General features: G+C 63.0%; 20 protein-coding genes. 13 read left to right on the forward strand and 7 right to left on the reverse strand.

The annotated features are described in order from the left end of the window. Nucleotides 1-61: 61 nt before the first annotated feature. Complete coding sequence (locus ACXAF5_RS12755; protein WP_474946861.1) at nucleotides 62-1477, reverse strand: pyridoxal phosphate-dependent decarboxylase family protein; 1416 nt, start codon at nucleotides 1475-1477, stop codon at nucleotides 62-64. Between the two features lie 113 nt (nucleotides 1478-1590). Here ACXAF5_RS12755 and ACXAF5_RS12760 point away from each other — a divergent pair, with 113 nt between their 5' ends. From ACXAF5_RS12760 to ACXAF5_RS12800, 9 genes are all read left to right on the forward strand, one after another. After that, a complete protein-coding gene (locus tag ACXAF5_RS12760; protein WP_474946862.1) occupies nucleotides 1591-2199 on the forward strand; it encodes a hypothetical protein in 609 nt (202 codons plus the stop codon). 125 nt (nucleotides 2200-2324) lie between these two features. After that, a complete protein-coding gene (gene parE, locus ACXAF5_RS12765; RefSeq protein ID WP_239321219.1) occupies nucleotides 2325-4283 on the forward strand; it encodes a DNA topoisomerase IV subunit B in 1959 nt (652 codons plus the stop codon). Between the two features lie 2 nt (nucleotides 4284-4285). Next, nucleotides 4286-5071, forward strand: coding sequence for a hypothetical protein (locus ACXAF5_RS12770; protein ID WP_474946863.1), 786 nt, complete (start codon nucleotides 4286-4288; stop codon nucleotides 5069-5071). A gap of 534 nt (nucleotides 5072-5605) precedes the next feature. After that, nucleotides 5606-6205 carry a hypothetical protein gene (locus ACXAF5_RS12775; RefSeq protein ID WP_474946864.1) on the forward strand — a complete coding sequence of 200 codons (600 nt, stop codon included), beginning with the start codon at nucleotides 5606-5608 and terminating at the stop codon, nucleotides 6203-6205. 362 nt (nucleotides 6206-6567) lie between these two features. After that, the gene (locus ACXAF5_RS12780; protein WP_474946865.1) at nucleotides 6568-7314 is read left to right on the forward strand and encodes a hypothetical protein; all 747 of its coding nucleotides are present in this window, start codon (nucleotides 6568-6570) and stop codon (nucleotides 7312-7314) included. A 44-nt stretch (nucleotides 7315-7358) separates the two neighbouring features. Then, nucleotides 7359-7766 (forward strand): PaaI family thioesterase, encoded by a 408-nt coding sequence (locus tag ACXAF5_RS12785; RefSeq protein ID WP_474946866.1) that lies wholly within the window; start codon nucleotides 7359-7361, stop codon nucleotides 7764-7766. Between the two features lie 13 nt (nucleotides 7767-7779). Continuing rightward, nucleotides 7780-8436 (forward strand): DNA-3-methyladenine glycosylase I, encoded by a 657-nt coding sequence (locus tag ACXAF5_RS12790; protein ID WP_474946867.1) that lies wholly within the window; start codon nucleotides 7780-7782, stop codon nucleotides 8434-8436. Further along, nucleotides 8429-9112: a hypothetical protein gene (locus ACXAF5_RS12795; protein ID WP_474946868.1), complete on the forward strand. Its 684-nt coding sequence runs from the start codon at nucleotides 8429-8431 to the stop codon at nucleotides 9110-9112. Before ACXAF5_RS12790 ends, ACXAF5_RS12795 begins: the two co-directional genes overlap by 8 nt. 143 nt (nucleotides 9113-9255) lie before the next feature. Beyond that, nucleotides 9256-9693, forward strand: coding sequence for a DMT family transporter (locus tag ACXAF5_RS12800; RefSeq protein ID WP_474946869.1), 438 nt, complete (start codon nucleotides 9256-9258; stop codon nucleotides 9691-9693). A gap of 57 nt (nucleotides 9694-9750) precedes the next feature. Here ACXAF5_RS12800 and ACXAF5_RS12805 read toward each other — a convergent pair whose 3' ends face one another. The 3 genes from ACXAF5_RS12805 to ACXAF5_RS12815 form a co-directional block, all read right to left on the reverse strand. Beyond that, entirely contained in the window at nucleotides 9751-10434 is a 684-nt protein-coding gene (locus tag ACXAF5_RS12805) for an ABC transporter ATP-binding protein (protein ID WP_474946870.1), read from the reverse strand. Next, nucleotides 10427-11710, reverse strand: a complete 1284-nt coding sequence (locus ACXAF5_RS12810; RefSeq protein WP_474946871.1) for a lipoprotein-releasing ABC transporter permease subunit — start codon at nucleotides 11708-11710, stop codon at nucleotides 10427-10429. Before ACXAF5_RS12810 ends, ACXAF5_RS12805 begins: the two co-directional genes overlap by 8 nt. An 88-nt stretch (nucleotides 11711-11798) precedes the next feature. Next, nucleotides 11799-12311, reverse strand: a complete 513-nt coding sequence (locus ACXAF5_RS12815) for a DUF2937 family protein (RefSeq protein WP_474946872.1) — start codon at nucleotides 12309-12311, stop codon at nucleotides 11799-11801. A gap of 442 nt (nucleotides 12312-12753) precedes the next feature. On the opposite strand from ACXAF5_RS12815, the gene ACXAF5_RS12820 reads away from it, so the two are divergent. Continuing rightward, nucleotides 12754-14025, forward strand: coding sequence for a calcium-binding protein (locus tag ACXAF5_RS12820; RefSeq protein WP_474946873.1), 1272 nt, complete (start codon nucleotides 12754-12756; stop codon nucleotides 14023-14025). A 273-nt stretch (nucleotides 14026-14298) separates the two neighbouring features. On the opposite strand, the gene ACXAF5_RS12825 is transcribed toward ACXAF5_RS12820, so the two are convergent. Together ACXAF5_RS12825 and proS are read right to left on the reverse strand one after the other, a co-directional pair. Then, entirely contained in the window at nucleotides 14299-14928 is a 630-nt protein-coding gene (locus ACXAF5_RS12825; RefSeq protein WP_474946874.1) for a LysE family translocator, read from the reverse strand. Between the two features lie 259 nt (nucleotides 14929-15187). Continuing rightward, nucleotides 15188-16543 (reverse strand): proline--tRNA ligase, encoded by a 1356-nt coding sequence (gene proS / locus ACXAF5_RS12830; protein WP_474946875.1) that lies wholly within the window; start codon nucleotides 16541-16543, stop codon nucleotides 15188-15190. 680 nt (nucleotides 16544-17223) lie between these two features. On the opposite strand from proS, the gene ACXAF5_RS12835 reads away from it, so the two are divergent. Further along, nucleotides 17224-18930 (forward strand): ATP-binding protein, encoded by a 1707-nt coding sequence (locus ACXAF5_RS12835; protein WP_474946876.1) that lies wholly within the window; start codon nucleotides 17224-17226, stop codon nucleotides 18928-18930. Nucleotides 18931-18975: 45 nt separating this feature from the next. Here ACXAF5_RS12835 and ACXAF5_RS12840 read toward each other — a convergent pair whose 3' ends face one another. Continuing rightward, nucleotides 18976-20265: an MFS transporter gene (locus tag ACXAF5_RS12840; RefSeq protein ID WP_474946877.1), complete on the reverse strand. Its 1290-nt coding sequence runs from the start codon at nucleotides 20263-20265 to the stop codon at nucleotides 18976-18978. A 272-nt stretch (nucleotides 20266-20537) separates the two neighbouring features. On the opposite strand from ACXAF5_RS12840, the gene ACXAF5_RS12845 reads away from it, so the two are divergent. Together ACXAF5_RS12845 and ACXAF5_RS12850 are read left to right on the forward strand one after the other, a co-directional pair. Next, nucleotides 20538-21446: a hypothetical protein gene (locus ACXAF5_RS12845; RefSeq protein WP_474946878.1), complete on the forward strand. Its 909-nt coding sequence runs from the start codon at nucleotides 20538-20540 to the stop codon at nucleotides 21444-21446. Between the two features lie 397 nt (nucleotides 21447-21843). Next, a complete protein-coding gene (locus ACXAF5_RS12850) occupies nucleotides 21844-22989 on the forward strand; it encodes an AI-2E family transporter (protein WP_239321174.1) in 1146 nt (381 codons plus the stop codon). Nucleotides 22990-22998 lie beyond the last annotated feature (9 nt).

The following is a 22998-nucleotide window of genomic DNA, read 5'->3' on the forward strand; positions in this document are numbered from 1 at the left end:
TACACCTGCGTCAAAGCTACCCCGCCCGGCATCGAATGCAAGACCGGGCGCCCCGCTGACGTCAGTCGGCGCGTCGCAATTGCGTGATCGCCGCCAATGCCGTGGCAATATCCGCGCTTCGGGTGCGGTGGTTGGTGATCGCGGCGCGCAGGGCGGTGATGCCGCCGATTCGGGTCGTCGAAAACACCGCCACACCGGCCAGTTGCAGCGCCGTGGCGATCTGCGCGTTGATCTGCGACTGCCGCTCGGGCGGGGCCTCCGGGGCGGCGGTAAAGACACAGACGTTGGACACCACCGGGTGCATCAATGCCAGCCCTTCGGTCGTGTCGATCTGCGCACCCATCTCTGCCGCCAGCCGGCAATTGTCGGTGATCGCCGCGGCAAAGGCCGCCTCGCCGAACATCTCCAGCGCGCACCAGACCTTGATCGCGCGGTTGCCCCGGCTGAGGTCGATGCCATAGTCGCAGAACCACGGCTCGCCCCCCGCCAGCCCCTCCGGCGCGCCATCCAGATAGGCCGGCCGCGCCGCAAAGGCCACGCGATGGGCGCTTTCGTCCCGCATCAGCACCAGCCCGCAATCATAGCCCACATACATCCACTTGTGGAAATCCAGCGCAATGCTGTCGGCCCGCTCGATGCCGTCGCTGAGGGCGCGCCAGGGCGGCTCCGCCAGCCGGGTCCAGGCGCCAAAGGCCCCGTCCACATGCAGCCACAGCCCCTCTTGCGCCGCCACATCCGCCAGCGCATCGAGATCGTCAAACAGCCCCAGATCCACCGATCCCGCGGTGCCGACGATCAGGAAGGGCCGCGCCCCTGCGGCACGGTCCTGCTCCAGCATGTCCCGCAGCGCATCCGGGTCCATGCGCCCCTCGCGCAAGGGCACCTGACGCAGGTTGTCCGACCCGATGCCCAGCAGCTCCAGCGCCTTTACCGTGGCATTGTGCACGCCCGCCCCCGCATAGGCGGTAAGCCGCAGATCGCCCTGCCCCGCCTGTCGCAGATCCGGGATCACCCGCAGCCGCGCCGCCTGAAAGGCCAGCACCGTGGCCTGCGAGGTGCCGGTGGTCAGGACACCGCTGGCCGCCTCGGGAAAGCCCATGATCCGGCGCGCCCAGTCGATCACCGCGCGTTCCATCCGGTTGGCGCCATGGTCGCGGCCACCGCAATTGGCGTTCACCGCCGCCGCCGCCATGCCCGCGATCAGATCGGAGGCCAGCCCGCTGCCCTGCACCCAGCCCCAGAACCGCGGATGGATATTGCCGCCGTGATGCGGCAGCACATCCTCGACCAGCCGCGCGACCAGATCGCCCTGATCCGCCTGCCCGATGGCATAGCGCGCCTCCAGATCCTCCGGCACCGGCTGCCAGGGCCGGTTGCGCGCCACCTGCATCTGGCTGATCGCCGCATCCAGCATCCGCCGCGCCTCGGCCCGAAACGCACTCCAGTCGTCGGGCTCCAGCATGCCGTTCTTGCCCATGGACCTCTGTCCCCCGTTTGCTAAGCTGCGCCTGTTTGAACAGCACATTGAGCAGCCCGCCCCCAAAGGGTCAACTCGGGCTGCACCAAAAACCGACAAACGGAGGTTCCATCGTGGCCATTGGACGCGTTGAGCGCATCATAGCCCTGGTTGCGGCGCTCTTAGGCATTGCAACCGGCATCGGCTACTTCTGGGATCGGCTGCGCCCAACGCCGACATTGGCCTATTTCGACGGCACCGCCAGCACCGATGCCAGCCAGTTGGACGACGGCGACAATGCGGCGCTGCACGCGTTCCTGACCCAGCAGGCCAACACCCCGGTCTTTCTGGACCTCTCCGTCTACGTCAACGAGCTGTCGCCGCGCCGCACACCGGCCTGTGACGGCGATCCGCCCGCTGGCATGAGCGCCGCCCCGGACGCGAGCTCCTATGTGTTCTGGACCCTCGATCCGGACAGCACCTGCACCGCCGAGGGGGGCGCGCAACAGCCCTCCGCGACGCTGTTCGCCGTAGATTTTGCGCTTGATCACAGCATTCCGGGGGCGGGCGTCCAGATCCCCCCTTCCTCCAGCGGCGGCGTGGGGCGCTGGGTTCAGCGGATCTCGGGCTTCTTTCTGGTTGCCTCCGGCACCCCGGGTGGGCAGCAGGTCTTTACCCTGACGCCGACGCCCGTCCCCCAGGATCTGCGTCAGGCCACCCGTGCGGCCGCCGCCGAAGGCTGACCCTCCGGGCCGTCCCTCCCCACCCAGCGCCCTTATCCACAGGCCGCGCTGGCCCCTTCCCCCGCCCGATCACATGCGCCATAATGGCTGCCAACCAAACCAAACGAATGAGCAGCGATCCGCACATGGCCGACGACCTCCTGAGCCCGTCCTCGTCTGAAACCTATGACGCCTCCTCCATCGAAGTCCTCGAGGGCCTCGAACCCGTGCGTCAGCGCCCCGGCATGTATATCGGCGGCACCGACGAGCGCGCGCTGCACCACATGGTGGCCGAGATCCTCGACAACTCCATGGACGAGGCCGTCGCCGGTCACGCCAACCGCATCGAGGTGGAGCTGCACGCCGACTATTCGCTGACGGTGCGCGACAACGGTCGCGGCATCCCGATCGACCCGCATCCGAAGTTTCCCGACAAATCGGCGCTGGAGGTGATCCTCTGCACCCTGCACGCGGGCGGCAAGTTCTCCGGCAAGGCCTATCAGACCTCGGGCGGCCTGCACGGGGTCGGCTCTTCGGTGGTCAACGCGCTCTCGGATTCGCTGGTGGTGCAGGTGGCCAAGAACAAGGAGTTGTTCGAGCAGCGGTTCTCGCGCGGCAAGCCCCTGGGCGGGGTGGAAAAGATCGGCGCCGCCCCCAACCGGCGCGGCACCACGGTGACCTTCCACGCCGACGAGGAGATCTTCGGCTCGCATCGCTTCAAGCCCGCGCGCCTGTTCAAACTGGTGCGTTCCAAGGCCTATCTGTTCTCCGGCGTCGAGATCCGCTGGAAATCCGCCATCGACGACACTGAAACCCCGACCGAGGCCACCTTCCACTTCCCCGGCGGCCTCAAGGACTACCTGACCGAGGTGCTGGGCAAATCCTCCGTCTATGCGGATGCGCCCTTTGCCGGCAAGGTGGAGTTCCGCGAGAAATTCGGCGAGCCGGGCTATGTGGAATGGGCGATCAACTGGACGCCCTCGCGCGACGGGTTCACCCAGAGCTACTGTAACACCGTGCCCACGCCCGAGGGCGGCACCCATGTCGCCGGGTTCTGGGCCGCGATCCTCAAGGGCATCAAGGCTTACGGCGAGCTGGTCGGCAACAAGAAGGCCGCCCAGATCACCCGCGACGACCTGATGGCGGGCGGCTGCGCGCTGGTGTCGTGCTTCATCGCCGACCCGGCCTTTGTCGGCCAGACCAAGGATCGCCTCTCCACCGAGGGCGCGGCCAAGATGGTCGAAAACTCGGTCCGCGACCACTTCGACAACTGGCTTGCCGCCGACACCAAATCCGCCGGCGCCATCCTCGATTTCCTGATCCTGCGCGCCGAGGAACGCCTGCGCCGCAAGCAGGAGAAAGAGACCCAGCGCAAATCGGCCACCAAGAAGCTGCGCCTGCCCGGCAAGCTCACCGACTGTACCTCCAAGGACCGTTCCGGCACCGAACTGTTCATCGTCGAGGGCGACTCGGCGGGCGGCTCCGGCAAGGGCGCGCGCTCGCGCGAATACCAGGCGCTCTTGCCGCTCAAGGGCAAGATCCTCAACGTGCTGGGCGCCGCCTCCAACAAGCTCAGTTCAAATGCCGAGATCCGCGATTTGTGCGAAGCCCTCGGCGTCGGGCTTGGCACCAAGTTCAACCTCGACGATCTGCGCTATGACAAGATCATCATCATGACCGATGCGGATGTCGACGGCGCACATATCGCCTCGCTCCTGATGACCTTCTTCTTCACCCAGATGCGCCCTCTGATCGACGGCGGCCACCTCTATCTGGCCTGCCCGCCCCTGTTCCGCCTGACGCAAGGAGCAAAACGCGTATATTGCCTCGACGAGGCCGAGCGCGACATGTGGCTAGAAAAAGGCCTCGGCGGCAAAGGCAAGATCGACGTGAGCCGCTTCAAGGGTCTCGGCGAGATGGACGCCAAGGACCTGAAGGAGACCACCATGGATCCCAAGACCCGGAAATTGATCCGGGTCACCATCGACGAAGACGAACCCGGCGAGACCGGCGATCTGGTCGAACGTCTGATGGGCAAGAAACCCGAACTGCGCTTTCAGTATATTCAGGAGAACGCGAAGTTCGTGGAGGAGCTGGATGTTTGAGGATGAAAACTAAATGGGTATCACTGAGAAATTTAAAGGCGCATGAATTCAACACCACCCTTCGAAAACTCGGCCCCGATGAAAACTCTTGGGTCAATAAATACGAAAAACTTGGCAAAATTCAGAATGAGGCGATCGAAAACTTCATTAAGGCGGCAGCACGAATAGTTCTTGCATACTTCCTTGTGTCTTCCCTCAAGAAGGGAGAACTTATTTCGATAAATATTTTAGATTTATCAATTTCCGCACCCGCCTCCTTCTTTTTATCCGTCACGAGTTTCATTTTTCTAATAACAGCCCTGTCTTTTAATCATCTTTCAACCGCTATGTTCCTTAAAGTTCGTCAAGGAGCCAGACCACAAATCGTTGGTTTTTCAAGTACCACCTTCGGGATGATACGCGGCCATGATCAAAACTCACTTGGCGTACCTTCTCACAATAATCATTTTTTAAGAGAGGTCTTCCCTCTAACAAGCATCGTAGGAACACTTTTTCTTATCCTAGTTCTGTCCCCACTATTACCAATAGCGGCAATCGGCACTTACTTTGCACTATTACAATGTGACTTACTACTGGACCCAACGTTATCTATTGTGGATAGAATTGCGTCTGCACTGGGGCTAGCGAATATTGCCTTTTCACTCCTTTTCGTCTTGATTTTTCACGCTCCATTACCCCATCGAAAGCGCACACGCTTTATTAGGTATTTCGTACTTCCTAGATTGTGCCTGTTTTGGCCTCATCCTCGGGAGCAGGCTTGGCGATCTGACGCTGATACAGATAAATAGCCGGTGAAGCATGCTCCTTTAAAGGGCGCGGGAACCAGCTCTCAAGGCCCGCGCCTGACCTTGGGGAGGCGTGAAGCGCCTTCCCGGGGGGAAGGTCAGGCGCGGGCCGTGCGGCTACGCCCCACGTCCCAAGGGAAACTCCTGCAGGCTGTGCATTTTGGGGCAAGTGTTGCAGCGCAGGGCTCCGCCCGTTCTTACCCCAAACAGTGCCCCGCACTGTTTGCCGCTGCGCGGTCCGGGACGAACTCCCGGACGTAAGGTCAGGTGCGGGCCGTGCCGCTGCGCCTCACGTCCCAAGGATCTCCTGCAGACGCCACGTGTCAACGTTCACTGTGGTCCCCAGCCGGGAACCGCCGCTCCGCCCACACTTCATCTTCTCCCAAATATCCCGGGGGTGAATTGCCCGGCACGGGCAAGAGGGGGCAGCGCCCCCACCTTAAGCGCGAAAAAATCCGCCGCCGCCCCCGAATAATCCCCGGCCCCCCGGTGTTTCCTCAGCATCAACCCAAATCAATTGCTCAGAGGACACCCCCCATGGCCGAGACCATCAAGATCGCAGGCAAAGCCTTCCCCGCCGACATCCCCGGCATGCTCAAGCACAACAGCATGCGCAACACCTTCGGCAACTGGATCGCGCGCGAAAAGAAGGTGCTGCTGCCCCATATCAAATGCACCATTGCGATGATGAACAAACAGGACGGCCCCGGCCTCTTCCGCGACTATTTCGACGAGGCCCTGCCGGAGGCGCAGCGCGTCGACCTGCCGATCAACATCTATTCCCTGCTCAAGCAGGAAGCCGAAAGCGACACCCCCCGCGACGCCGCCTTCAAGGTGATCCTCAAGAAGGCGCAGAAATTCATCACCGGCCCGCTCGACCATTACCGGAGCGAATTCTTCGACTCCAAGACCTTCCGCGATTTCGTGATCAAGCAGCTCGGCCAGACCGACGCCAAGAAAGAAGCCAAGGCCCAGGGGATCAAGGACGACAAGACCCTGTTTGAGATCTTTATCCTCACCAACAGCGACCGCAAGGACGAGGCCGTGAAGCTGGTCAAAACACTGGCCAAGAAGGAAAAGCTCGGCAAGGAGAAGGAAGAGAGCCTGATCCGCCAGGTCACCAAGGGCCGCATGTAAGCGCCCCGCCGACACAGCCCGTTGCGCCCCCGGCGCGCGCGCGCCTCACGCGGTCTCAACCCGGGCCTGCCATACTCGCTTGCGTTGCAACACCCACAGGGCACGGCCTGACACCCCGTGCCCGGCAGGAGAACAGGGCCCCAGAGACCACCCTCACCCGGGTGCAGGGGATCCGGCCAGACGCGGGGAAACCCGCGCCATCTCTCCGCCTCCCGCGGGACCTCAAACCCCGTGGCGGCGCCGCCATTTGTCCTACGCCCGCCCACTTCTTTGTGAGGGCCGCCGACAACAGATTGATCGCAGGCGGCGCAACCGCCTAACCTCTGCGCACCGCCACGCGCAGGGAGGGGCAGCGGCACGTCATGAATTTCATCGCCGACAACCAGCTGCTGTTGCTGATCCTGTGCTTTGCCGCCGGAAGCCTCGGCACCGCCTTGCTGTTTCGCAAACCCGCCGGTCACCGCGCCTGGCGGCTGGCCGATCTGGTCTGGGTCATCCTCGGCGGCATCGGCGCCCTGGTGGCGGTGGTCGCCGGGATCTACTCCGCCGATACCTCGCGCCTCGACCGGCAGGTGGATGTGGCCTATGCCGCCACCCAGGCCTTTGACCGCGACGCCGCCCGCTTTCGCCTGCGTTTTTGCGAGCCCGCCTATGACAGCGACATCGCCGCGCTCTGCGACAAGGTTGAATTCCTCTCAGCCTCCACCGCCGACACCCGTGGTCTGCCGTTCTTCACCGCCGTCACCGACAGCGTCGCCCCGTTGCGCGCGCTCTCGGTCTTTGGCGACGACATGGAGGCCATGGCCCGTTCGGTCGACAGCTTTGATCCGGCCAGTTTTGTGGTCTTTGCCGCCCTTGATCCCGACACCGAGGCCGCCGTGGCCAGCCTGCGCCGCAAGGTGCCCGCCATCGCCGGGGATTTCCTGATCCTCGCCCGCGCCTACGAGGATCTGGTCGCGCTGCTTGCCCGCCTCAAGGACGAATGGCAAACCCTTGAAGAGAATGCCTATATCCTCGCGCTCCAGGTTCTGGCGCTGTGCCTGGTCAGTTTTGCGGCCCCGTTTCGGCTCGGCAAATCCATCGTGGAGCTGCGCCCGCGCCCGCGCTAAGGTCGCGGCAAGAGGGCGGCAAGGAGGCAACAGGGAGACGGACCATGACCAAGGACGATCTGCAACAGATCCTGGCCGATGCCTTTGCCCCCTGGGTGCAGGCGTTGGAGCTGACGGTGGTCGAGACCGCCCCCGACACCACCGTGCTGCAGATGCCGGTCACGCCTGCGCTCGCCCGGGTTGGGGGCATCGTTTCCGGTCAGGCGCTGATGGCGCTGGCGGATACCGCCATGGTGCTGGGGGCGATGTCGCATGTGGGGCGGATGCTGCCCTTGGCCACCACCGATCTGCACTGCCAGTTCCTGCGCCCCGGCAGCGGGCCCGCGATCCTGTGCCGCGCGCAACTGGTGAAACCGGGCCGCGCCCTCAGCGTCTGGCGCGCCGAGATGACCGACGAGGCCAGCGGCAAGCTGGTTGCCACCGCAACCGCCACCTTTTATCTGCCCGCCTGAGGAGCCGCGCCGCATGCGCCATTTCGACGAGATCTTCGCCATCGCCGCCGACCGCCACGGCGGCCCCGCCGCGCTGGACGGTAAGCTGACAAAGCCCGACCCGCAGATCACCGCCCTGCCCGAGGACCGCTGGCTGTCGGTGATGACCCGCTGCGTCTTCAACGCCGGTTTCAACTGGAAGGTCATCGCGGCCAAATGGGACGGGTTCGAACGCGCCTTTGACGGCTTTGACGTCGGCCGTAACGCCTTCATGGATGACGCACAGCTCGACGCTCATCTGCGCAACACCGAGATCGTGCGCAACGGCGCCAAGATCCAGTCGGTGCGCGACAATGCCGCCTTCCTGATGGAGCTGCGCGATGCGGGCGGCGCGGGCAAGGTGCTCGGCGGCTGGCCGTCGCAGGACTACATCGGCCTGCTGGAGATGCTGAAGACCCGCGGCAGCCGTCTTGGTGCCGCCACGGGACAATACGCCATGCGCTTTGCCGGGCGGGATGCGTTCATCCTCTCGCCCGACGTGACCGCACGGCTGGTCGCCGAAGAGGTGATCGACAAACCCGCCACCTCGAAACGGGCGCTGCGGGCCGTGCAGGAGGCCTTCAACCACTGGGCCGCTCAGTCGGGCCGGTCCCTCAGCGAAATCAGCCAGGTGCTGGCCTACAGTGTCTAGGGTTCTGCTCCTCCTGCTGGCCCTGCTGGCCGCCTGCGGCCGCAGCCCGACCGAGCGCGAACGCCTGTTCCTCGGCACGCTGCATGGCGACAGTCTGGATTACGCCCGCCTGCGTCTGGTCGAGGGCGCGCCATTGCGGGCCGTCACCTTCCGCCGCCCGCAGCGCCCCCGCACCACCTGCCGCGAACGCATCCTGCCGCCGCGTCCCGCTGGCGAGGTGGTCACCGCCTCTCCGGCGGCGGTGGCGATCTTCAACCGCATCTTCTTCACCCGCGAATGGTATCTGCCCGATTACACCCCGGACTATCCCGACACCCTGCCGCTGGTCGAAGCGATGCTGCTGGCGCATGAGGCCACCCATGTCTGGCAATGGCAGAACCGCGACCGCACCGGCTATACGCCGCTGAAGGCGCTGCTCGAACACGGCACCTCGCCCGATCCCTATCTGTTCGACCCGGATCGAGAGGCGGATTTCCTCTCCTTCGGCTACGAGCAACAGGGCACCATCGTCGAGGAATATGTCTGCTGCCGGGCCCTGGCCCCGCGCGCCAAGCGCACCCATCGCCTGCATCGCATGCTCGCGGCGGAGATGCCGGTCTCCGACCTGCCGCAGAGCCGCGAGAGCGACGTGCTGCTGCCCTGGAAGGACGTGCGCATCGACGGGATCTGCGACTGATCCCCGCCGTATAGTTACGTCCGGGGTAACGTTGCGTAGAAATACGCGGGCGCGCGGATAGCGCTTGCCCCCTTCTGGCCTGCGCCGCATTCTGCTCCGGCACGCAATCGGCAGGGGGAGCGGTCATGGGGAGGACAAGCGAAATGACCCAATTTGCACTGATCATGCTGGCAGCCGGGATCGGAATCCCCGTTCTCGCCGCCCTCAACGCGCGGCTGGGGCAGGTCCTCGGCGCGCCGGGGGCCGCCTGCGTGGTGCTGTTTGCAGTGGCCTTTGTCGCCGCGCTCGGGTTCTATGCGCTGGTCGGGCCCAAGACCCTGTCGCAGGTGATGGTCGCGCCCCGGCATCTCTTGCTCGGCGGGGTGCTGGTGGCCTTCTATGTCCTGTCGATCACCCATGTGGCGCCCCATTTCGGGGTCGGAAACGCGGTGTTCTTCGTGCTCCTGGGCCAGCTCCTCTCGGCTGCGGCGATCGACCATTTCGGCCTCTTTGGCGCCCAGATCAGCCCGCTGACCTGGACCCGTGCACTGGGGATCTCGGTCATGGCCGCCGGGGTCTGGATCACCCAGATCGCCGCCTGAATCCAACCTGAGTCCAGCCTGAGTGCCACCCCGACCGCTGCGGCTTGCGCGCCGGGCTCAGCCTGCGCGCAGCACCCCGTCCTCCAGATGCAGCACCCGGTCCATCCGGGAGGCAAGCTCCAGATTGTGGGTTGCGATCAGCGCCGACAGGCCGGTTTCCGACACCAGCCGCATCAACACCTCAAACACCTGATCCGAGGTCGCCGGATCAAGGTTCCCTGTCGGCTCATCCGCCAGCAGGATACGCGGGCTGTTGGCCAGCGCCCGGCAAAACGCCACCCGTTGCTGCTCGCCGCCGGAAAGCGCTGCGGGTCGATGCGCGGCGCGGTCTTTCAGCCCCACAAGCGCCAAGAGTTCGGCGCCGCGCGCCTCTGCAGCGCGTTGGGACACCCCATTGGCGAGTTGCGGCAGAACGATGTTTTCCAGCGCCGTGAACTCCGGCAGCAGGTGATGGAACTGGTAGACAAAGCCCACATCCTGCCGCCGCACCCGCGTGCGCTTGCGCTCACCCGCTCCGGTCATGTCTTGCCCGCCGATCTGCACCAGACCGCTGTCCGCCACATCCAGCAGCCCCGCGATCTGCAACAGCGTCGATTTGCCCGCACCGGAAGGGGCAACCAGCGCAACAACTTCGCCCGCGCGCAGGGTCAGGTCTGCTCCGCGCAAGACCGAGACCTCCCCCGGCGTGCCCGCCAGATAGGTCTTGCTCAGCCCTTCGATCTGCAAGGTGATCTCACTCATAGCGCAGCGCCTCCACAGGGTTCAGCCGCGCCGCGCGGCGGGCCGGGAAAATGGTGACAACAAACGACAGGCCCAGCGACAGGCCCACGGCCTTGATCACATCGCCCGCCCGCAGTTCAGCCGGTAGCGCGTAGATGCCCCGGATCGACGGATCCCAGACCCCGCCGCCCATGACGTAATTCACAAACGAGAAGATCGGCTCGATATAGATCGCAAACAGGCAACCAAGGATCACCCCAAGCAGGGTGCCGATCACCCCGGTGATCGACCCGCAAATGAAAAACACCCGCATCACCGAGCCTTCGCTCAGACCAATGGTGCGCAGGATGCCGATGTCGCGGCCCTTGTTCTTTACCAGCATGATAAGGCCGGAGACGATATTCATCGTCGCGATCAGCACCAGGATCGACAGGATCACGAACATCACATTATCCTCAACCTCCAGCGCCCGCAGGAATCCCCCCGAACTGTCACGCCAGCTCCAGACGCCATAGCTTTGCCCCGCCGCCTGCACCAGTGGCAGGATGTATTGATCCACCCGCTCGGGATCATCAACCATCACCTCGATCTCATCTGCCGCACCTTCACGGTTAAAATAGCTCTGCGCCTCGGCAAAGGGCAGATAGGCGCGGGTGTTGTCGATGTCATAGCGCCCGGCGGTAAAGACATAGACCACCTCATAGGCGTTCACGCGTGGGCTGGTGCCAAAGGCGGTCTTGACGCCGTTGGGAGAGATCAGCTTGACCTTGTCTCCGATGCTGAGGCCCAGGGCGCGCGCGACACCCGATCCAATCGCAATTCCTTCGTCAAAACGGCCAAGATCGCCATAGGCCACGTCGCTTTGGGCAACACCCGGGATCTCGGCCAGGTCCGCCGCGTGGATACCATAGACCTGCACACCGGCGTTGCGGTCGCCCCGGCTGGCCATCACCTGACCTTTGATCAGCGGGGCCGCCTGCAACACGCCGGGCACTTGCCCCACCGCATCCGCCAATGCGGCGTAATCGGTGATACGTCGATCAAGCGTGCCGGCTTCGGTGACCTCACCATGGGCGTAGACCGTGGCATGGGCATTGGCGCCCAAAATGGTGCCCACAAATTCCGACCGAAAGCCTGAGCGCACCGCCAGTGTCGCGATCAGCGCAAAGACCGCCAGCGTGATGCCGATGAGGGAAATCCAGGTCATTACCGACACGCCGCCTTCGCTGCGGCGGGCGCGCAAATAGCGCCAGGCAATCATCCATTCGAAACGGGAAAAAGGCGCAGGTGCGGCCATTTAGGCGGTCTTCCTCTTGCGATGAAAATGCGGCTCTGCCAAGGCAGAGCGCGTGTCGCGCAGACCCTAGGGGCGCGAGGGTGTGCGGTCAAGCAAGCCTGTCGCGGCGGCGCGCACTGCGGGCAAAGAGACGCCGCACCCCCGCCATCAGCCCCCAGGTAAGACCACTGCCCAAAAGCACCCCAACCGCCGCCAGCATCATCGCATCAAGCGAGACCGGCACCGCAGGCTCAAACGCCTGAAGCGTCGCAGAGGCGATCTCACTTTCGGCAAAGCGCCCCAGATGCAGCGCGCGCTCCACCGGGGCCATGGCGCTCAACTCACGCAAGTCAGACGATAGGCGACCGTAGCGGTCGATGGTGGCCGCCATGGTTTCCGCGCGCGCGGCTCCCATGTCGCCCCCCTGGGCCAGTTGTACCAAAGCGGCATTGCGCTCCAGCCCGAGCGCCGCCGCATCGGCATCGAACTCTGCCACCGTGCGGCGCAGCGCATCCACATGCCCACCCAGCCGTTGCAGATAGGCCTGCGCGTAGGCAGGAAACTGTGACAGGCCAATACCCGCGCCCGCCCCACCCAGCAGTGACACCATCCGCGTGATCATGATCGTTGTCCTTCTCTCGGCCCATTGCCATAAAGGTGCCCCCATGCGCCTGTCAGGCGCAACCCTCAGCATGAGCGCCCAATCAGACCCGCACACACCTCCCCTGTGAAGGGGAAAACGGGGGCGCTCCCGCCCCCTTTTGGTGTTTTGCATGCGCAAAACGCCGAAAAGGCGTTGGGGGTGGCGCCGGGCCAAAGGCCCGGCGCCACCCCCAACCCGCAGGGCCCAACCGGATCAGGGCATGTTTCATGCCCGCAAGACGGGCGGGAGCCCTGCCCGCACGCACCGATACGGCGCGATCTGCAAAAAGCAGCGCAAAAACGAGAGGTGCTTCGCATACACGGCAAAAACGCAACCCTTTGGAAATCTATTGAAGGCTATTCCCTCATAGGTAGTTTCAAACCTTTGCCACATGGATCAACACCATGAGGAGATTGATATCATGACAGCCATTTTACCGGGCCAAGACCCCCGGATCGCACAGATTTTTCAGGACATGGCCAGCAACCAACGCGCCCTCAAGGATGCTGATGAGGTCGAACAAGCCGGCAAACGCGGCCAGGCGGCCATGCACACCGAATATCAGATGCGGGCAGAGGACGGTCTCACCGTCAAGGAAGGCATGGGCGTCGGTGACATCAACCTCACCGCCCAACGCTACCGCCAGCAGGCTGCGGATATGCGCGTTGCCATTGCCAAACTGCGCGATGAGGATCCCGACCACGCGGATTACGCCACCACAATCGCCATGCAGATCCTCGGACAGGTCAGCACCGGCGACACGATGGCGGACACGATCCTGATGTCGATCCTTGGCGGTGACGCGACGGATGACACGTTCCTCAGCGCCAAATTCGCCATGCCGGATGCGGTGGGCACCGCAGGTGCGGATGAGGTCTCGGTGGAAACCGAGGGGATGATCTTTGGCGTCAAGACCGGCGACGGGGCCGATGTGGTCTCCCTCAGCGGCGCGCAGGTCTTTGACGTCAGCACCGATGCCACCCCCACCATTGCCGTCACGGTTGCAGACAAGGACGGCTCCAAAACCTGGATGAGCACGCAAACCTTTGCCAATAATGACAGGCTGACCATTCAGGCCGGAACCGCAGGGTCCATCAGCACCGGTGGCGGTGACGACAGGCTCACTATTGATGCGGACAACCTCTATAGTGTCTCCGCCGGCGATGGGAACGACAGGCTGCGGATCTCAGCCGATTATGCGCAGGGCATCAACGCCGGTGCAGGCAATGATATCATCAGCTTACAGGCCACAATTGCCGAACGCATCAGCGGCGGCGATGGGGCCGATGCGATTGACGTGACGGCGGCGCGGGGCTCTGTGGATGGTGGTGAGGGCGACGATCTGATCCGCATTTCCGCAACCGAAGCGGTGACCGTCAGCGGGGGGCGCGGCAATGACCTGATCGAGGTGCGCAACGGCGGCGGCACCGTCACCCTGTCGCGCAAGACCGGGGATGGCGATGATATTGCCATGCTGGCACCGGGGGCGAAGCTGACCATTGCCTCTGCCGCGCCCACCAGCATCACCCGCGAGGGCGACAAACTGCTCCTGCGCTATGCCGATGGCGGCAGCCTCACCCTGAGCGGGATTGATCAGGCGGGAGAGATCTCCCTCGCCAATGCCCGCGGCGGTGATCCGGTACCGCTGCAAATTCCGCCGGCAGACGCCAATGGTATCGATACGAGGGTCTGACATTCGGATCGGTCAGAGGCTAGGGGGGCCGCGCCTTTAGATGCCCCCGGAAGACATGAGTATTGGTCTGCACGCAGTGGGCGCACTCGCGCCCCGGCGTGCGCGCCGTTCACCGGCGTTGCGCGTATCACTCGAACAAAGACATCTGATCTGGATGCGGTTGCGTGGGTGTCGCGGGGCTGTCCGCACGGACTGCATCAACCAACGCGCGGAGCCGCAGCGAAGCGGGACGAAGTTGCAATTGCAGTTTGTCTGGCAAATGCCCGCTCTCGGTTATTGGCGCGAGATTGACTTCAACCCGAGTAGCAACGCTGCGCCAATCATAAAGCCACCGCCGATCCGTTCGATCCAGACCCGTGCGCTGCCTTTGAACCGTTTGACAATCCAACTTGACCCGAGGCCATAGGCAGACAGAAAGAGCCCGTCCATGACGATGTAAGTTGCGGACAGTATCAGGAACTGCGGCCAGAAAGCGACTTCGCTCGTGATGAATTGCGGGAAAAGCGCCGCGAAGAAAACAACAGCCTTTGGGTTCGCGGCGGACGTCAGGAAGCCTTGGAGCCAAAGGGTCTTCAGCGAAGCTCTCTTCTGTTCTGAAAGCTCGGCTGTTTCATCCGGTTTGGCTCGTCGGATCATGCGGATACCCAACCAGATCAAATACGCAACCCCCGCCCATTTGATGACGGTAAGGGCTGTCGCGGAGGCTGCAATGATAGCGGCCAGACCCAAACCCGCCGCCAGCATCTGCAAAGCGTTCGCGGAAAGGTCACCTGCTGCGGTCGATAGCGAGCGCTTGAAACCGTGAACGCCACTATTGGTGAGCATCAACAACTGGCTTGGTCCGGGCGTGCTCATCAAAGCCAGAACGGTCAAAACATACAAAGTCCAAGTTTCAATTGGCATACGCTGGTCTCCTCCACTTCACTGCAGGCTTGAGTTTGAACGAAAATTCGCACAGTTGGGAAGTACTTTCGCACCGCGCGTTCGGAGATATCGGCCATTGGTACGCAGCGCAGCATCGGTCAAAGTGGGCTCAAAGCCGACCTTTTCGCAGATGCTTTGCATTCACAGCATTGCTGGCCAATCACAACATGCGGCATATAAAAACCCCGCCCGACGGGTCTGTCGGACGGGGCTCTCAAATCTGTATGTGCCGGTGACTTTAGAAGCCGCGCGGCGTGGGGTGGTTGGCGTAGATTGCGGCGATTTTCTTCACTGCGTCTTCCGGGCTCATCTCTTCGCTTTCGCCGGTACGGCGCGAGGTCACCTCGACGACGCCGTTCTTCAGCCCGCGCGGGCCGACGGTGATGCGCCAGGGCAGACCGATGAGGTCCATGCTGGCGAATTTGCCGCCCGCACGTTCCTTGCGATCATCATAAAGCGGCTCCAGACCAAGGGCGGTGAGCGCCGCATAGAGCTGCTCGCAGGCGGCATCCGCTTCATCGTCGCCTTGCTTGAGGTTCACGATCCCGCAGTGGAAGGGGGTGACACCTTCGGGCCAGATGATGCCCTTGTCGTCGTGGCTGGCCTCGATGATGGCGCCGAGAAGACGCGAGACACCAATCCCGTGCGAGCCCATGTGGACCGGCACGCTGTCGCCCTCGGCGGTCTGCACGGTGGCGCCCAGCGCCTCGGAGTATTTGGTGCCGAAGTAGAAGATCTGGCCGACCTCGATGCCGCGCGCCACGCGACGGCGCTCTTCTGGCACCGCGTTGAACAGCGCCTCGTCATGGGTCTCGTCGGTGCGGGCATAGCGCGAGGTGAACTCTTCGAGCACCGCCTGGCACTGCTCGACGCTGTCATAGTCGATCTCGCGCGCGCCAAAGGTCAGATCGGTGATCTCGCTGTCATAAAAGACCTCCGACTCGCCGGTTTCGGCCAGCACGAGGAATTCGTGGGTGTAGTCGCCACCGATCGGGCCACCATCGGCGCGCATCGGGATCGCCTGCAGCCCCATGCGTTCATAGGTGCGCAGGTAGCTGACCAGATGGCGGTTGTAGGCGTGCAACGCGTCCTCTTTGGTGAGGTCGAAGTTGTAGCCGTCCTTCATGTAGAATTCGCGCCCCCGCATCACGCCAAAGCGCGGGCGGATCTCGTCGCGGAACTTCCACTGGATCTGATACATCGTCAGCGGCAGGTCTTTGTAGCTGGAGACATTGGCGCGGAAGATGTCGGTGATCAGCTCTTCGGCAGTGGGGGTGAACAGCATGTCGCGGTCATGGCGGTCGCGGATGCGCAGCATCTCCTCGCCGTACGCGTCATAGCGCCCGGACTCGCGCCACAGGTCGGCCGACTGGATGGTGGGCATCAGCATCGGGATGTGGCCCGCGCGCATCTGCTCTTCGTGCACGATGCCTTCGATCTTTTTCAGCACCCGGTAGCCCAGCGGCAGCCAGGAGTAGATCCCGGCGGCGGACTGTTTGATCATGCCGGCGCGCAGCATGTAACGGTGGCTGACGACCTGCGCCTCGGAGGGGGTCTCCTTGAGGACAGGCAGGAAATAGCGAGACAGGCGCATAATGGCTCCATGCGGTGAACGAGTGTTCTGCCCGGTTTAGTAGCTGGCAGGGAGACGGACAAGGGTGCAGTTGCACCGCACGGGCATCGCGCCCCGTGATCAGGGCAGCCAAGGGGTGGGCCATGGCGAAATCCGCAGCTTCGTCCGAAAATACTCCTCTCTGGATTGCAATGCTTCGCCCGCGCAATTGGCGTTTCCGGAGACGCCGCGCCGTGATGGTAATTTTGCGATAGTGACAGAGCGCACATTTCCACATCGGAGATTTGCACCAATGCCCGCGGTGCGATATGTCCTCAGGGGAACCGCTGCGTGGGAGGACCCGAACCCCGGACCCAAAAATCACCCGGATCAGCCGCAAAACCGACGGTCATGGCCCCTGTCGCCCCGTGTCACGACCTTTCGGTCCTCTGACCTCTCGCGGGCCGTGTGGGCGCGCGGAATCGACTCGCCATTCGCGCGAAGGGCAGCGCCCGCCCGACCAAACCCAAGTTTCACGAAATACGGATAACCCCCTGTCACCACAGCCGTTTTTAAAGTCATAAAAATAATTCCAATTAAATATAGTTTTTTGATACATTCTCGCAGAATGTGAGTATTCAAGTATCGGAATTTTGGCACAATAGTCGTGCCCAAGCTGTAATGCGGCCCTTGCCCGCGTGATGTTAAAAGATGTTTTGTTCATGACCCATGCCTTGCCACTGACGCCCGATGCCTATGACGTGCAGCTGCGCGAACTGGGCCTGGTCGAACACCACAGCGAAGACGCGCTGGACAATCTCACATCGCTGGCCGCCCGCGTGCTGAACACGCCCACCGCGATGATTTCGGTGGTGCAGCCCAGCCAGGACCGGCAGTTCTTCAAGAGCTGCATCGGCCTGCCCGACATGGTGAGCGAGTTGCGCCAGACGCCGCTATCGCATTCCTTCTGCCAGTATGTGCAGGCCACCGGGCAGCCGCTGATGGTCGAAGACAGCCGCGACAACGGCCAGCTGCGCGACAATGAGGCGGTGCGCGATCTGCATATGATCGCCTATCTCGGGGTGCCCATCCACCTGCCCGACGGCACCGCCATCGGCGCGCTCTGCGTGGTGGATCGCAAGCCCCGACCGTGGCAGCATGGCGATCTGGAGACCTTGCAGCAGCTGGCCCTGACCGTCGATCACCTGATCGCGCTGAAACAGGCCCGCGACAGCGCCGAGGCGTCAGAGGCCACCGCCCGGCGCGAGGCAGAGGCCCGCAAGACCTTCCTGGCCCATATGAGCCACGAGATCCGCACGCCGCTGAATGGCATCATCGGCTCGACCGATCTGCTGATGCGCAATGTGACCGGGATCGCCAGTTCTCCCCGGCAGCAGGGCGAATTGCTGCGCACCGTCAACCGATCCGCACAGAGCCTGGAGCGGCTGCTGAATGATGCGCTCGACATTGCAAAGATCGACGCCGGCAAGATGGAACTGGCCCCGACCCCCTTTGACCTGCGCGAAACCATACAGGACGTCGTGCAACTGTTTTCCGCCAATGCCGCGCGCAAGGGCATCGAGATCACCCACAATTTCACCGACATCGCCATGGGCGAGCTGCGCCAGGGCGACGGGTTCCGGCTTGGTCAGGTGCTGGGCAACCTGCTGAGCAACGCGGTGAAATTCACCGATCACGGCCGGGTCTGCCTCTGTCTGCGCGGCACCCCGCAGGCGGTGCATATCACCCTGCGGGACAGCGGCTGCGGCATCGCGCCCGAGCAAATCGACGCCCTGTTCAAACCCTTTGTCCAGGCCGAGCCCACCACCGCGCACAGCAAGGGCGGCACCGGGCTGGGCATGGCGATCGTGCAGCAGATGGTGCAGCTGATGGGCGGCCGCATCCGCGCCGAGAGCCTCCCGGGCGAGGGCACCACCTTTTTCCTGTCGCTGCCGATGCCGGTGGTCGCCCCCGCGCTTGCGGATCCCGGTCGCGGGGATGACCAACCCCCGGTGGAGACCGACGCGCAGATCCTGCGCGGCAAGCGGGTGCTGGTGGCGGATGACAGCCCGGCCAACCGGCTGGTGCTGCAAAAACTGCTGGAGAGCCTCGGCGCCGAGGTCGACAAGGCCTATGACGGTGGTGACGCCTTCGGGCGCGCGGTGACCACCCGCTATGACATTCTGTTCCTCGACATCCAGATGCCGGGCTACAGCGGGCTCGAGGTGCTGGAGAAGCTGCGCGCCTCGCCGCGCCATGTTGCCCATGACGCGCTCTGCATCGCGGTCACCGGCAATACGCTGCCCAGCCAGGTGCAGCAATACAGCGACAGCGGCTTTGACGCCTGGCTCAGCAAACCGCTGCGCCACAGCGACCTGATCCGCGCCCTCTCGCCGCTGCTCACGCCCGCCGGCCCGGCAAAGGCCTGATTGCCCAGTGATCGCCCGGTCGCCGCCGGCGGCGGTCATGCGCCCCTATGCACCAGCAGCAGCCAACCGTCGCGCCAGCGCCAGGCTCAGCGCCATCGCCGCCAGCAGGAACACGGCGCCAACGCTCCAGGCCACCGGGGTCGCATAGACGTCGGCAAGGGCCCCCGCCAGAACCAGCCCGATCGCCGCGCCACACTGCTGGATCAGGGAGCGCAGCGACAGCATGGTGGACCTCTGGTGATCCTCCACGCAGCGATGCAGCAGGCTGCTCGCAGGGGTCTCGCTGGCGCCAAGAAGGATGGAGTACAGCGCAAAGATAGCGACAAAGCCGACGATGCCGCCCTGCATCGCCAGCGCGACCTGTACAGCCGCGAGACAGGCAAAGATCGCCGCAAGCGTGCGCGCATGGCGCCGCCTGAAGATCCGGCTGATCTGCGGCGACAGGGAGGCGCCAATGGCGATCGCAAGGAAGTAGCCCGCCGTCAACGCCCCGATGACGGTATTGGCATAGGCGGCCTCCAGCATCGGCTTGGCATGGGTTGGCCAGATCACCTCGACCGGGTTTGTCGCCATCAGGAACAGCGCCAGAGCCGCCAGAAGCTTGGCAAGCGTCCGGTGTCGCAGCGCCAGGCGAAAGGACTCGGCCACCACCGACGGGACCCGCGCAAAACCCTGTGCAAGCGCATGGGGCGTCAGCGGCCGGGGGTCTTCGGCGATGGCGCAGAGGGTGTAGATCAACACGCCGACCATCACCACAAAGCTTGCGACATAGGACACATCATAGATGCTGATCCCATGGCGCAGACCAAGCGCCCCAAACGCGTCGGGCAGCAGCCCGCCCAGGACAGCCCCCACCGCAAGCCCCAGGGCGTTGGCCCCTTGCGCCCGGGCCAGCGCGGGCTGGACATCCACATTCGGCGCCGCCGCCCTGAAGGTCTCGACAAACCATGCATCCAGCGTGCCAGAGCGCAGGGCGCGTCCGAACCCGATAAAGGCGAAGGAGAGCGCGAGCACGCCAAAGTCGCGCGACATGAGAAAAAGCGCCAGCGACACCAGACTGGCCAGGGTCGCGGCCAGAAAGACCGGCTTGCGTCCGATCGTATCCGCCAGCCCGCCGAAGGGCAGTTCCATCGCCATGGTGGTCAGGGAGTAGATCCCAAACAGCAGCGAGATCTGAAACAGATCCATGCCGCGATCGGTCAACGCCAGCGCAACCACGGCAACCGTGAGCCCCATGGCAAAACGGTCAAGGAACTGATGTATCTGAAACACCCGGATGTGCCGCCGCGCGCCGTCGGGCAATGCCTTGAAAGAAAAATCGAGTTCCGTCGTCATGGCGGCAGCATCCGCCTTTCCGTCGCCCTGCGCAATGGCGGATCAGCCCCCGGGATGCCAGGCTCAGACCCCGCTGCACCAACCCGTGGCAAACGGCAGATCCGAGTCCATTGAGCCGGATGCTGCAGCATGCTTGAAGGTCTGCTTCATACTCTATTACGGCTACGGCACGACCTAGCGGTTTGTGTGGAGGTTGAAGCGCCTGCCTTCCCTTCGTGTTCAAGAACTGGAAAGGTTGTAACAATTCATTTGAGAGCGAGGCGCGAAAGGTTATGGGCGGAAATCAAGTGGCGCTAGCAATGTGCGAACCCGAAAAACTGCTCGAGACGCTGAACTGGCCCAAGGCCCCTTCCGAGATATGGCAGGAGCCATTTGACCGCATTCGAGGTCACTGTGAACGGATAGCAAACACTACGGAGCCGACTGACCTCTTTGACTTCTGCGATTTCTTTCTCGACTACCAGTACATGGAGGTTCAGGAAGACCTTCTAGCGTTTGGTTTTCCTAAAGCGCTTGAAGCTTGGGCACGACAGGAGCTCAGTCACCCCGACCCCAGGCGCTTCAAAGGCACTTGGAATTTTGAGGGTATGTGGGATGCACTAGCATATCGCCCGATCTATCCCGAATTTTTTAACAAGCAGCAATATCGAGCAATGACAGATTTCTTCGTTCATGTGCTGCTGGTACGTATGGGACGCGAGGAATTTTTGTCGTTTCGAGGAAGCGAAGCCAGCCCCTACGAGTGGATTAGATTGCATGACGAATTAATCTGGCTGTTTCCTGTAGCAGAGCAAATCTGGGACGAATGGTGGAGCTTCAAAACACCTGGAATGGCTGTGTGCGCGGTTCAATGGTTGTCAGCACTGCTTTACGAGGAAGATGAAAATCCGTTCTTCGAACCCTGGAACTCGCTAGAAGGAGGGGGGGCGCCGAACCTAACCGGGATTGATCACTTGTCTAACGGGATTGATCACTTGTCTAAGGAGACAGCCCCATCAGCCAATACTGAGTTCATTCGTTCAACCTTGACTCCAAAATGGGCCGAAGGTGTTTTGGCTCGAGCGGTCGAAGTCTTGTCAGAACATGAGAGTTTCGATCTTGTGTACACAATGTGGTTGGACAGTTCGCGTCGATCCACCCTTTTCGAAGAGCGAGCCCGAAAACTGCTCGAAGAGATGTAACGGAATACCTAAGGACCGTGATTTCTTGGGACGACAAATAGCTGTGCGTCATTGACTTATACCTTTGGAAAACGACACTTTTCTCTCGACGGTGAGAGCAATCCGCTTTGACACGACAGCAAACGCGGTCATAGCGGATGGACGCAGCGAGAGGCCGTTTTGTCCGCAATGCAGACACTCGCGTGAGTGGACGCGCGAGACCGCTGCGCCGTTGGCACACGCCGCGGAGGCAACGCGTCCCACAAACAGCCACTCACTCCGGTGCGGTGTCATGTGTCAGAACGCATTGATGCCACGGGTGGCGCAAGTCTGACTTGAAACGCTGCGCCCCATCGGCGATCACAGGGGCATCCGCGATCCACCCGTCCGCGACCCACCAAAGCGAGGATGCCTGACCATGGCCCTGCCCGCCCGCAAACAACTGAAATACTGGGGAATTGCCGCCGTCCTCTTTGCTATCGTCATGTGGGCGCTTGGCAATGTGCTGATGCCCTTCATCCTGGGCGGTGCCATCGCCTATATGATCGACCCGCTGGCGGACCGGCTGGAACGCGCAGGCCTCAGCCGCGAGGGGGCGACGGCGGTCATCACGGTGGGGGCGGTGCTGATCTTTCTGGTGCTGCTGCTGCTGATCGTCCCCGCGCTGATCAACCAGATGATCGATCTGGTGCAGACGCTGCCGCAGGCGCTGTCGAACCTGCGCGACTTTGCCCAGGAGCGGTTCCCGGCGCTGTTCGAGGACAACAGCCAGGTGCGCGAGGCCCTGGCCGGCCTGTGGAAGATGGTGCAGGACAAGAGCATCAGCCTGCTACAGACCTTTGTCGGCTCGGCGATGTCGCTGCTGAACATCGTGGTGCTGCTGGTGATCGTGCCGGTGGTTGCGGTCTACCTGCTGGTGGACTGGGACCGGATGGTGGCCCGCATCGACGAGCTGCTGCCGCGCGATCACGCGCCGGTGGTGCGCAAGCTGGCCGGCGAGATCGATGCCGTGCTGTCGTCCTTCATTCGCGGCATGGGCACGGTCTGCGTGATCCTGGGCACCTATTACGCGGTGGCGCTGATGCTGGTGGGGCTGAACTTTGGCCTGGCGGTCGGGTTTGTCGCCGGTCTGGTGACCTTCATCCCCTATCTCGGGGCGATCTTTGGCGGCGTGCTGGCGATCGGCCTGGCACTGTTTCAGTTCTGGGGCGCGGCAGAGGGCGCCGACGGCGAAATGATCCGCCAGAGCACCGACTGGCTGCGCATCGCGCTGGTGGCGGGGATCTTTGTGATCGGCCAGATGGTCGAGGGCAATTTCCTGACCCCCAAGCTCGTCGGCAACTCTGTCGGGCTGCACCCGGTGTGGCTGCTGCTGGCGCTGTCGGTCTTTGGCGCGCTGTTTGGATTTGTCGGCATGCTGATCGCGGTGCCGGTGGCTGCGGCGATCGGGGTGGTTGCACGATTTGCCGTGGACCAGTATCTGCACAGTCGCCTCTATCAGGGGCTGAGCCACCGGGACGTCGCGTCCCTTTCCGCCGAGGCGCCGCAGGACGGTGCAGAGTAAGAAGACCCG

The organism is Epibacterium sp. ABV4_022, from assembly GCF_056159345.1.

What these genes read in the sequence shown, in the direction of transcription:
- ACXAF5_RS12825 (WP_474946874.1), bottom strand. Translation starts at nt 14,928, where the DNA reads ATGCCAATTGAAACTTGGACTTTGTATGTTTTGACCGTTCTGGCTTTG.
- ACXAF5_RS12845 (WP_474946878.1), top strand. Translation starts at nt 20,538, where the DNA reads ATGGGCGGAAATCAAGTGGCGCTAGCAATGTGCGAACCCGAAAAACTG.
- ACXAF5_RS12770 (WP_474946863.1), top strand. Translation starts at nt 4,286, where the DNA reads ATGAAAACTAAATGGGTATCACTGAGAAATTTAAAGGCGCATGAATTC.
- ACXAF5_RS12840 (WP_474946877.1), bottom strand. Translation starts at nt 20,265, where the DNA reads ATGACGACGGAACTCGATTTTTCTTTCAAGGCATTGCCCGACGGCGCG.
- ACXAF5_RS12850 (WP_239321174.1), top strand. Translation starts at nt 21,844, where the DNA reads ATGGCCCTGCCCGCCCGCAAACAACTGAAATACTGGGGAATTGCCGCC.
- ACXAF5_RS12775 (WP_474946864.1), top strand. Translation starts at nt 5,606, where the DNA reads ATGGCCGAGACCATCAAGATCGCAGGCAAAGCCTTCCCCGCCGACATC.
- ACXAF5_RS12785 (WP_474946866.1), top strand. Translation starts at nt 7,359, where the DNA reads ATGACCAAGGACGATCTGCAACAGATCCTGGCCGATGCCTTTGCCCCC.
- ACXAF5_RS12805 (WP_474946870.1), bottom strand. Translation starts at nt 10,434, where the DNA reads ATGAGTGAGATCACCTTGCAGATCGAAGGGCTGAGCAAGACCTATCTG.
- ACXAF5_RS12790 (WP_474946867.1), top strand. Translation starts at nt 7,780, where the DNA reads ATGCGCCATTTCGACGAGATCTTCGCCATCGCCGCCGACCGCCACGGC.
- parE (WP_239321219.1), top strand. Translation starts at nt 2,325, where the DNA reads ATGGCCGACGACCTCCTGAGCCCGTCCTCGTCTGAAACCTATGACGCC.
- ACXAF5_RS12800 (WP_474946869.1), top strand. Translation starts at nt 9,256, where the DNA reads ATGACCCAATTTGCACTGATCATGCTGGCAGCCGGGATCGGAATCCCC.
- ACXAF5_RS12755 (WP_474946861.1), bottom strand. Translation starts at nt 1,477, where the DNA reads ATGGGCAAGAACGGCATGCTGGAGCCCGACGACTGGAGTGCGTTTCGG.
- proS (WP_474946875.1), bottom strand. Translation starts at nt 16,543, where the DNA reads ATGCGCCTGTCTCGCTATTTCCTGCCTGTCCTCAAGGAGACCCCCTCC.
- ACXAF5_RS12820 (WP_474946873.1), top strand. Translation starts at nt 12,754, where the DNA reads ATGACAGCCATTTTACCGGGCCAAGACCCCCGGATCGCACAGATTTTT.
- ACXAF5_RS12835 (WP_474946876.1), top strand. Translation starts at nt 17,224, where the DNA reads ATGACCCATGCCTTGCCACTGACGCCCGATGCCTATGACGTGCAGCTG.
- ACXAF5_RS12780 (WP_474946865.1), top strand. Translation starts at nt 6,568, where the DNA reads ATGAATTTCATCGCCGACAACCAGCTGCTGTTGCTGATCCTGTGCTTT.
- ACXAF5_RS12815 (WP_474946872.1), bottom strand. Translation starts at nt 12,311, where the DNA reads ATGATCACGCGGATGGTGTCACTGCTGGGTGGGGCGGGCGCGGGTATT.
- ACXAF5_RS12810 (WP_474946871.1), bottom strand. Translation starts at nt 11,710, where the DNA reads ATGGCCGCACCTGCGCCTTTTTCCCGTTTCGAATGGATGATTGCCTGG.